8 protein-coding genes are annotated in these 9955 nt (G+C 60.6%); 1 reads left to right on the top strand and 7 read right to left on the bottom strand.

Annotated features, from left to right (window positions below; translation table 11 throughout):
• Positions 1-238: 238 nt before the first annotated feature.
• The 3 genes from RTX98_RS08075 to RTX98_RS08065 are packed head-to-tail and all read right to left on the bottom strand — an operon-like array spanning position 239 to position 2864.
• On the bottom strand, positions 239-1138 hold the full coding sequence (locus RTX98_RS08075) for a hypothetical protein (protein ID WP_312795843.1): 900 nt from the start codon (positions 1136-1138) through the stop codon (positions 239-241).
• Between the two features lie 3 nt (positions 1139-1141).
• A complete protein-coding gene (locus RTX98_RS08070; RefSeq protein WP_312795841.1) occupies positions 1142-2125 on the bottom strand; it encodes an SPFH domain-containing protein in 984 nt (327 codons plus the stop codon).
• Positions 2126-2129: 4 nt separating this feature from the next.
• The gene (locus RTX98_RS08065; RefSeq protein ID WP_312795840.1) at positions 2130-2864 is read right to left on the bottom strand and encodes an NUDIX hydrolase; all 735 of its coding nucleotides are present in this window, start codon (positions 2862-2864) and stop codon (positions 2130-2132) included.
• Positions 2865-3026: 162 nt separating this feature from the next.
• On the opposite strand from RTX98_RS08065, the gene RTX98_RS08060 reads away from it, so the two are divergent.
• Positions 3027-4748 (top strand): LuxR C-terminal-related transcriptional regulator, encoded by a 1722-nt coding sequence (locus RTX98_RS08060; RefSeq protein WP_312795839.1) that lies wholly within the window; start codon positions 3027-3029, stop codon positions 4746-4748.
• Positions 4749-4757: 9 nt separating this feature from the next.
• Here the strand turns inward: RTX98_RS08060 and RTX98_RS08055 are convergent, their stop codons facing one another.
• The 4 genes from RTX98_RS08055 to RTX98_RS08040 all read right to left on the bottom strand — a co-directional run bounded on the left by RTX98_RS08055 (position 4758) and on the right by RTX98_RS08040 (position 9624).
• Positions 4758-5390, bottom strand: coding sequence for a LysE family transporter (locus tag RTX98_RS08055; protein WP_312795838.1), 633 nt, complete (start codon positions 5388-5390; stop codon positions 4758-4760).
• Between the two features lie 155 nt (positions 5391-5545).
• Positions 5546-6748, bottom strand: a complete 1203-nt coding sequence (locus RTX98_RS08050) for a Xaa-Pro peptidase family protein (protein WP_312795837.1) — start codon at positions 6746-6748, stop codon at positions 5546-5548.
• Positions 6745-7983: a peptidase T gene (gene pepT / locus RTX98_RS08045; RefSeq protein ID WP_312795836.1), complete on the bottom strand. Its 1239-nt coding sequence runs from the start codon at positions 7981-7983 to the stop codon at positions 6745-6747. The genes RTX98_RS08050 and pepT overlap by 4 nt, the downstream gene beginning before the upstream one ends.
• A gap of 39 nt (positions 7984-8022) precedes the next feature.
• Entirely contained in the window at positions 8023-9624 is a 1602-nt protein-coding gene (locus RTX98_RS08040; RefSeq protein WP_312795834.1) for an ABC transporter substrate-binding protein, read from the bottom strand.
• Between the last annotated feature and the right edge of the window lie 331 nt (positions 9625-9955).

Here is a 9955-nt window from a genome sequence, read left to right as displayed (position 1 = left end):
TCGTGCCGTTCCTGTTCGTGCTGGTTGTGCGGTTGACCGGCGGCGCAAGAACCGCGTGAGTTTGAAGCGATAACCAGTCGCTTCGAAAAGGAAGCCCATTCCTGTTAGAGGAACGACGGGAATGGGCAAGAGTCCAAAGTTATCCGGTGCCGAGCGCGGCCGAGTGCATGGTTAGAGCTCAGTAGAAGGCGAGCTTATGCAATGCTCTGACTGAGCAAGCTTATCGGCCGTTCCACCCTCACGCACCCTTCACCAGGTTGAGCGTCTTATCTGCCGCCGAAAGGTGAACAGTGCGGCCCCAATCGAAGGCGATGCGGTCCTGTTCGATGCCGTCGGCGAAGATGACGCCGCCTTCGTTCATGCGCGACGTGACGGTGAGCGGCATATCGGTCAGCTTGCCCGCGCGCAGGGTCGTTGCCGTGGCGATGCTTGGAAAGGGCTCGCGGACCCAGAAGCCGACGGCTTGCTCTTCCCGGCCAAGGCTGATCGCCAGATGCGTGCTTTCGGCAATCGAACGCGCCCAGCCCGTCGCGCCTGTTCCGGAAGCGACGATCAGGCCGCTGGAAGAGTGATCTTCGGCCGCTTCCGCCGTTTCGATGCGGTAGCGCGCGGATTGATGGCTGCCATGACCAACGAAGATCTCGTTAAGTGCCGTGAGCCGCTGCCCGTCATCCAGCATGGCCTGCACCATCGTCCGGTGCTCGATCTCGGCCGCTGCGTTGACGCTCGCGACCAGAAGCCTGGTGAGGTGCTCGACCGCTACGCTAACCAGCACGCCGTCATAAAGATCGGGTGCGGCATTAACCCCCAGCACGGGCTGGCCATCGAGATATTTTGCAACGTTGGCGACGAGCCCATCTTGGCCCACAGGCACGATCACGTCGTCAGACGCAAACTGGAAGCGGTCGAGATCGGACCGGCGGACGAGCGTCTGTCGCCAGTCGGCGGGAACGCTCGCCCGCGCTCGGAGCAAAACCGCATGGAAGCGGTCATGCCGCGCTTCGACATCCTCGATGCGCTGGTCACGTCGTTCAAGAAAGAAGCGGGCCTGACCGCGCGTGGCGTGGCGCGCGATCAGGAGTTCGTAGTCGGTTTCGCGCGTCACGAAAACCGCGCGTGGGGTAAGCGCCCCGCTCATGGCTCATCGTCCCGTGATTTGGACTGGCGCCTTGCGGAACTCGCCAAGCACGGAAGCGAGCAGATCGGGCGTCACGTTCAGATGTTCGATCGTATCAAGCTTGCCGGCGAGTTCCTGTGCCGCGAGGCCAAGCAGGATTGCTGGCGGCAGATCGCGATAGGTCGCAACACGCTGCTGCTCGGCTTGCGCCTTCGCGCCTTCCACCAGGCGGATGCGCTCGGCTTCGGCCTGAGCTTCCACCTGCCGGGCTTCGGCGATACCAGCGGCACGATTGCGCGCATTCTCGGCTTCTTCGGCGATCAGCAGCTTTTCGCGCCGGGCAAGCTCGGTCTTTGTGGCCAGCTCGTTCTGGGCGATGGCGCGCTCCTTTTCCACTGCAAGGGCGCGGCGTTCGAAGGTCGCTTCGTCCGCCTTTTGCTGAAGCGCTTCATAGGTCGGCGTTTGCAAAGCGCGTTCGAGTTCGCTCGATGGTGCGAGATTGGTGAGGCGCACGGACACCACGGCGATGCCGATCGAAATCAGTGCCGGATCCGTGCCAAGCACCACTTCGAGCGTTTCGCGCAATGTCTCAGGCCCGGCATCCAGCAGGGCACGAACGGGTGCTTGCGCAAGGCGCTGCAGAACGGCCTGATTGGCGATGCCGGCGATGCGCGCTTCGATCTTCTCGATAGGCTCGCCTTTGAGCTGGCCGGTCAAAAGGTCAATCGAGAAGTCCACACGGGCGGCAAGCTTTTCGGGCTCAGCCACGTGCCAGCCGATCGTGCCTTGAACGGCCAGTGTCTGGAAGTCCTGCGAACGGCCGCGCACGAACAGCGTCATCTCGCGATCGTCCATGGGCAACTCTGCGATGCTGGCGGTTTCGGGATTGAACCAGAACACCAGACCGCGCCCGCTGCGCTTGATCGTGCCCTTGCGGAAGTGAACGATGTGGCTGCTCGCCTCGCTTCTGAGCTGGGAAAGAAAGCCAAAGCTGCGGATGGTGGCCATGATGTCAGTCTCCTAGGGGCCTGTCGTTGAAAACGAAGAGTTCCGCGGGTCGGAAGGAGGTGCCTTCTTCCCGTGTGCCGGTCGGGCTGATCCAGCCCTTATCTTGCATGCGCCGGCGAAAGGCCGGCTTGTTCAGCGCCCGCCCGCTGATGGCTTCATGCACATCCTGCAACTGGCGCAGGGTGAACTGCTCGGGCAGAAGCGCGAAGCCGACGGGCGAATAATCGAGCTTGCCGCGCAGGCGATGGATCGCGGTGGCCAGGATCTCGGCATGGTCGAAGGCGAGTTGAAGAGCCTCGTCATCCTCGTTGCGCACAGAGATCGCGACATCATCTTGGTAGGAAAGCGGGGCGTCGATACGCGCAGGCAGAAGCGCCTTGTTTTGCCGCAAAGCAGCAGCGAAGGCCGCCTCGTTCAACAGCGCCAGATAGGCCACGCTCACGATGCGCATACGCGGATCGCGCTCTGGCGCACCGAATGTGTAAAGCTGTTCCAGATGCGCAGCTTCAATCCCTGCCTTGTCGCGCATGACACGCAAGGCAGCCGCTTCCAGCGTTTCTCGTTCGCCAACAAAGCCGCCGGGCAGGGCCCAGGAACCTTCGAACGGTTGCGCGTCTCTTTGGAGCACGAGCGCGGCCGGGGCTTGGTTGCGCAAGCCGAGAAGAACGAGATCGACCGTGACAGCGAGCTGGGGAAACGCGCTGGGATCATAGGCTGAAAGGAAGTCGTCCTGGGTCATCACTTACCTCTAATATCTATTGTGCGTATTACTTAGGTGCAATTTGCGTATATGTCAATGACGGCAATCGACCGTTTTGGCGCTTCCTTGCGGGTACGGCTCTATGTGCAGTGACGCTGGATCGTGTTACGCAAGGGAATTCGCGAACTGTGGCGGCGGATGATGGCCAAGCCAGATGAGACGTCGGAAATCATCGAGCGGATCTACGACGTTGCGGTCGATCCCTCGCGCTATGAAGCGATGCTCGATATCTGGGAGCAACGCCTGTCCGTGCTTCGGCTGAAGGCGGATGAGGAAGCCAGCCTGCCGATCGCGGCCGATACCGGCATCGAAGCCCATCTCGAGCGCGCCGACATCTTTCTCCAGCGTTTGTTCGACCTCCAGGCGGATGCCGGACGCTCCCCGCTCGACCTGGAAGCCAAAGCCGCCTTTCTGGTCGATCAAGCTCTGCGCATCGATAGCGTCAACGAGGCCGCCCGTGCGACGCTCGGGCTCGCACCGGGAAGGGCGCTCGACGGCCTGCCGCTCCATTCCGAGGACGTCGCCAAGCTGAAGGCTGCCATCCGGCGCCAGCTTCCGGCGAAGACACCCGAGCCGACCTTGCTCCGCTTCACGTCAGCAAACAGCGATCGCTCGATCCTGTTTCATGTCGCGCTCTATCTGCCGGGAAACGGGCAAACGCCGTTCGTTCTTGTGCGGACGACGGAGCTCGGCTGGCCGGCGCATCTGTCCAAGACCATGCGCGAGGCGTTCAATCTGACCGCAGCTGAAGTGGAAGTGGTCCGCGCGCTGGCGGAAGGTCGCTCCTTACGCGAAATCTCGGAGGAGCGTGGCCGATCCCTGGCAACGGTGCGCACCCAAATCAGCGCGATCCTGGCCAAGACGGAAACCCATTCGCAAACCGAGCTGATCCGGCTGACGCTCGGTCTCATGGATGTGGTGGGAACGATCCCGGCGTCGCGCAACGGAGCTCTGGGCGCATCCACGCTTCTGCCGATCCCGTTCCGGTCACGCCTGACGCCGGATGGTCGCCGCTCCGACTGGATCGAGTTCGGCGATCCCGGCGGTCGTCCGCTCCTTTTCCTACCCCTGGATTACGGAATGATCCGGTGGTCGAGACAGGCCGAGATTGCTGCCGAACAACGCGGCATCCGCGTCATCTCTGTTGTCCGGCCAGGCTATGGGTTCTCGGCACCCTTGCCGTCTAAGGTCAGCTATCGGGACGGCGTGGGTTCCGATTTGCGAGGGCTTCTCGATCATCTCGGCATCGCAAAGGCCGCAGCGCTCGTGCTTGGCGCCGATCTTCGCTTTGCCATGGCGCTTGCGCGTCTTGATCCCGCGCGTTTGACCGGCATCTTCGGGTGTTCGGCAGCGCTGCCGGTGGTGAATGCGCGGCAATATGAGCGCATGGGCAAATGGCACCGCTTCATCCTTGCCAATGCACGTTATGCTCCGAGGATCCTTCCATTCCTCGTTCGCTCGGGCTTTGCACTTGCCCGCTCGGTCGGCAAGGAAAGCTTCTTCCGGTCGGTGAATGCGAGTTCGCCGGCCGACCTGCGCACCTTCTCCGATCCCGATATCCGCGCAGCGATCCTGCTGGGATCAGACATCTGCCTTGGGCCGGAGCATTCCGCGCACGATGTCTTTGCCCGCGAGTGCATCGACAGCGAAAACGACTGGGCCGATCTGGTTCGTGCCTGCCCAGTGCCAGTGCGCCTGCTGCAAGGGGCGGAAGACCCGCAAACACCAGCACAAACCGTGCGCGAACTCATGCCGGTCTTCCCTCATCTCGATATCGAGATCGTCGAGGATGCCGGTCAGCTGTTGTTCTTCCAGCATTGGCCCCGCGTGCTGGACGAACTGGAAACAATGCTCCCGAGGTAGGCCCGACGGCTAAGTTGCCAGCCAGGACAGGGCGATGATGATCAAGAGCATTCCGGTTATACCATCGAGCGTTCGTGATGCTCGCCCATAAAGCGTCTTGACCGAAGGAAGCGAGAGCAACACGGCCACCAGCCCGAACCATGACAGCGCCATCAGAAACACGCCGGCCGGCAGGACCGTATCGATCATCCCGATCTTTGCCGAATGCGCCGCCAATGCGATGCTGGAAAAGAAGGCGAAGCTGATCGGATTGGTCAGTGCGGTCAGCAGACCGATCGTAAAGTGGTTGCCCTTTCTGGCTTTTCTTGTTGGCAAACCGTTTGCTGCTTCGGCAAGAAGTGCCCGTCGAACCGTCCGCAAGCCAATCAGCAGCAACAAGGCCGTACCGATAAAGGGACCGATGCTTCCAAGCGCCTGCGACACGGGCAAACTCGTTGTGCCGCGAAGGATCAGCAGGATCAGCAGGCTGGCGCCGCAGGCAAGTCCGATGGCGACAGTCGTTGCTTCCCGGCGTGAGGCGGAAAGGCTTGTCTGCGAAACCACGGCAAAGCTCGGTCCAGGCGTGACAAGCATGGCTGCATAGGCTGCGGCATATCCAAGAAGGCTCGACGCCTCCGCCTGCATCGCCAAACTCTGCCACATGATGCGTCGATCCTCCCCGATGTTGCCGAGGAGGATCGCGTCGCCGTCAGATCAGCGCATCATGCATTTGCAGTATGATGGTGTTTGTTGGGAGATGAAGCCTGGAAAGCAAGAACGCTTTGCTCGCTAGTCCATCCAAGTTGCGCAAGCGCCGCTCAGCCAAATGGCTGATCGATCGATGGCGACGGCTCGGTGAAGAAGACGGGGCCAGTGTCGGACATATAGATGATGTCCTCGAGCCGCACGCCGCACTGGCCGTAAAGGGCAAGCATCGGTTCGTCCGAGAACACCATGCCGGGTTCGAGCAAGGTCTTGTTGCCCCGCACGATATAGGGCTCTTCGTGCATGTCCATGCCGAGCCCATGTCCGGTGCGATGCGGCAGGCCTGGCACCTTGTAGTCTGGACCGAAGCCCGCATCGGTCAGAACTCCACGCGCGGCGAAATCCACCTCCTCGCAAGGGGTGCCGAGCTGTGCGGCGTTAAAAGCAGCGCGGTGCGCTTGTCGCTCCAGCATCCAGAGTTCCCGCTGTCGCTCTGTCGGCGTGCCGAACACATAGGTGCGTGTGATGTCGGAACAGTAACGGTGAATGTGCGCACCCAGATCGATAAGCACCATATCACCGTTCCTGAGCGACTGAGGGTAGGGCACTCCATGGGGGTAGGCGGTGGCCTCGCCAAACTGTGCGGCCGCAAAGATGTGTCGCATTCCAAGCTTTGCATGCGCGGCTGCGATGAAGTCCGTCACCTCGGTGGTCGAGATCCCTTCACGAAGCCCCTGCCAAACAGCCTTGTGGACGCGCAGGCTGGCGCTCATCGCGGCTTGAATGATGGCGATCTCCGTGGCCGACTTGATCTGCCGGCACTTGGCGATAATCGCTTTCGCGCTCCTGACCTTCAGGCGATCGCCGACCTGTTCGGTGATCGCGCTGGAGAATACGAACGGCGTCATGGGGTCGAACGCGAAGCTGTCGCCCTCGGCGTTCAAGCCACAGAGAAGCTGGGCAACAAGCGAGGCGGGATCTTCATGCTCTTCCCACACTGCGATCTGGCCTTCGATCTGGATCAGCGTCTGTGTCTTGGGTTCTTCGAAAGCCGGGCTGATATAGATCGGCTCCCCCGAGACAGGGATGATCGCGCCATGCAGACGCTCGCTCGCGCCGAGCGTCATGCCGGTGAAGTAGGTGAGGCTGGTTGAGGTATCGAGATAGGTCGCCTTGATCCCTTCCTCGCGCATCAGCCCCTGCAGCTTCGCAATGCGCGCCTTCAGCTCCTCCACGGAGATCGGCGCCACCGCTGCCGCAATATCTTCGAACTCGGCCAGCGATTGGTCGAACGACTTGTAAACAGGGGCACTCATTCCGACGTTCCAACACCAAGTTCCGCGATCTTGAGCATCAACGCGACCGCAACTTCCATGTCCTGCACGGAGACCCATTCCAGAGGTCCGTGGATCTCCTGCATGCCGGCAAAGAGGTTCGGGCAAGGAAGGCCCATCTCGGTGAATCGCGAACCATCCGTGCCGCCCCTGAAGGCCGTGAACTTGGGCGTCTGGCCGATCTCGATCATGGCCCGCTCCGCCAGATCCACGGGGCGTTTGTCCTTCTCCAGCCAATAGCGCATGTTGCGATACTGCGCGCGAATGCTACAGGAAATCTTCGCACGCGGCTCAAACGCCTGCAGCTCGGCAGCTATATCCTGAATCATCTGGCCCTTGGCTGCCAGTCCATCCAGCTCGTAGTCCCGGATGATCACGCGAATGACGACCTCAGACGAGCCGCCGCTGATTTCCGTCGCATGAACATAGCCCTCACGCCCCTCGGTCGTTTCCGGGCTCATGTCCCGCGGAAGCGCAGCAACGAACCTGGAGGCGAGCACGACGGCATTGACGAGCTGATCTTTGGCCAGACCGGGATGGATCGAAACGCCTTCGATGCGGATGATTGCCTCATCGGCGGAGAAGGTCTCGAACTCGATCTCTCCCACCTTCTGGCCATCGAACGTATAAGCGAAGTCGGCGCCGACTTCCTGAACCAAAGCGGGGTACACGCCCTTGCCGATTTCTTCATCGGTCGTGAAGCAGATCCTGATCGGACCGTGCGGTAGATCGGGATTGTCGATCAGATGCTTGGCCGCCGTCATGACGATGGCAACGCCGGCCTTGTCATCGGCGCCCAGCAGCGTGGTTCCGGACGCCGTGACGATCGTATCGCCGACTTTCTCGCTGAGATAAGGAACCTGTTCCGGCGAAAGAACTAGTGAAGCGTTGTCCGGATAGCGGATGTCACCGCCATCATAGGTCCGGATCACCCTCGGCTTCACGCCCGTGGCATTGAACTGCGGTGTGGTGTCCATATGCGCCATGAAGGCGATCGTGGGACCGCTCCTGTTGCCGGGGATCGTCGCCAACACCGCGCCATGATCGTTTCGCGTCACATCGCTTGCCCCGATTTCCCGAAGCTCCTGCTCCAGAACCTTACCCATCTCGATCTGCACCGAACTGGATGGATGTGTGCCACTCTTGTCGTCGGCCTGGCTGTCGATGGCGCAATAGCGCACGAAGCGGCTTTCGAGATCCTTGGCGAAGTCAGACATGGTTCACTCGCATTGAAGTTTTTCGCATCAGGCAGGGCATCATTCCGCCAGATCGACGGTCTCGAACGTGTAGTCACCAAGCGGGCTGACCACAAAGCCTTCGACTTCCTTGCGCATGGGAACATACTGGGTGGAATGGGCAATCGTGAACCACGGCGCCTCCTTCTTGAACACGTCCTGCGCCTTTTCATAAGCGCGTGTCCGGGCGCCCATATCCGCGTTCACCTTGGCCTCTGCCACGAGCGATGAGAACTCCTCGTTGCACCAGAAGGCCCGGTTTGCACCGCCACTGCCGGCACCCGCACAGGTCAGCAGTACCGACAGGAAGTTGTCGGGATCGCCGCTCGCGCCTGTCCAGCCCAGGATTACGGCGCCGTCGCGCCCAGGCTCCATCGACTTCGCGAGATATTCGCCCCATTCGAAGCTGACGATCTCGGCCGTAACGCCGACCTTGGCCAGATCGGCCTGCATGATCTCGGCCGTGCGGCGACCGTTCGGCATGTAGGGGCGCTGCGCCGACATGGCCCAGAGCTTCATCTTCAGGTCGCGGACACCCTCTTCTTCCAGAATCTTCTTTGCCGCCTCCGGATCATACGGATCATCGACGACACGATCATTGTAGGACCACATCGTCGGCGGGATCGGGTTCTTGGCAGGCTGCGCACCGCCGAGGAACACGGAATCCACGATGGCCTGCTTGTTCATCGCCATGTTCAAGGCCTTGCGGACCTTCGGGTTGTCGAACGGCGCCATCTGCGTGTTGTAGGCGAGATAGCCGACATTCAGGCCGGCTTCCTCCTCGAGCTTGAGCTGAGGATCGGCCTTGATCCCCTCGATGTCGGCAGGCGCCGGATAAGGCATGAGGTGACATTCGCCTGACCTCAGCTTTTGAAGACGCACCGCGGCGTCCGGCGTGATGGCAAACAGCAGATCGTCGACCTTGGCCTTCTCACCCCAGTAATCCGGGTTCTTTTGGTAACGGATTGCGGCATCCTGCTGGTAGGCCACGAACTTGAAGGGTCCGGTGCCGATAGGCTGGGTGTTGAAGTCCGGCTGCCTGCCAAGCTGTTGAAGCTGGTCGGCATATTCCTTCGACATGATCGACGTGAAGTGCAGCGCCACCGTCGACAGGAAGGGCGCTTCCGGACGGCTCAGCTTGAAGCGGACGGTGTGATCGTCGACCCTCTCGATGGCCTCGATCAGCGTGTCGAATTCCATCGAGTGGTAATATTCATAGCTCGTACCCGGCAGGTATTCGTGCCAGGGGTTCTTCGGGTCGCCCTGGCGTTCGAAGGTGAAGATGACGTCATCCGCGTTGAACTCGCGGGTCGGCGTAAATGTCTCGTTGGAGTGCCACTTCACCCCCTTGCGAAGGTGGAACGTATACGCCTTGCCATCCGGCGAAACCTCCCACCGTTCCGCCAGGCTGGGAATGATCTCCGTTGTTCCCGGACGGAAGTCGAGCAGGCGATTGTAGATCGGATGTGCCGAGGCATCGAAAGTCGTGCCGGCAGTATAATGGGAGGGATCGAAGCCCTCGGGGGATGCTTCCGAGCAATAAACAAACGTCTTCGAGAAGGCTGCTGTAGGCATCGCCATCGCTGCCGAAGCAAGCAGAATGCCAGCAAGGGTTCTGTTCATCTCGATATCTCCTCTGCCGACACCACGCCGCCGTTTGGTAACGTATCATCTACCGTCGGAGCTGCTCTTTCCGCAACATAAGCTATCCACAACGCAGGTTATTGGCTGCACAGCGGGCGACTTGAGAGGCGTGGTGCGACTGATAAAGCCGCTAGGGCAAGGCTGCGAAAAGCCGCCGAATTCAAGCCCCTCAAGCGCGACAATCTTCCATGGCAAGTGCCCATCTCGGCGCCAAATGCACGCAAAATATGCGGGTTGAGAGAAGCACTGAACAGGGTCATTTTTGAACTTTACAAATGGTATAAAGTGATAACAATAAAATCTTGATGCG

It is taken from the genome of Tianweitania sp. (assembly GCF_032053605.1).
Lineage (GTDB): Bacteria > Pseudomonadota > Alphaproteobacteria > Rhizobiales > Rhizobiaceae > Tianweitania.
The sequence above is the reverse complement of the archived record's forward strand: the minus strand, read 5'-3'. Positions and strand labels throughout refer to the sequence as shown.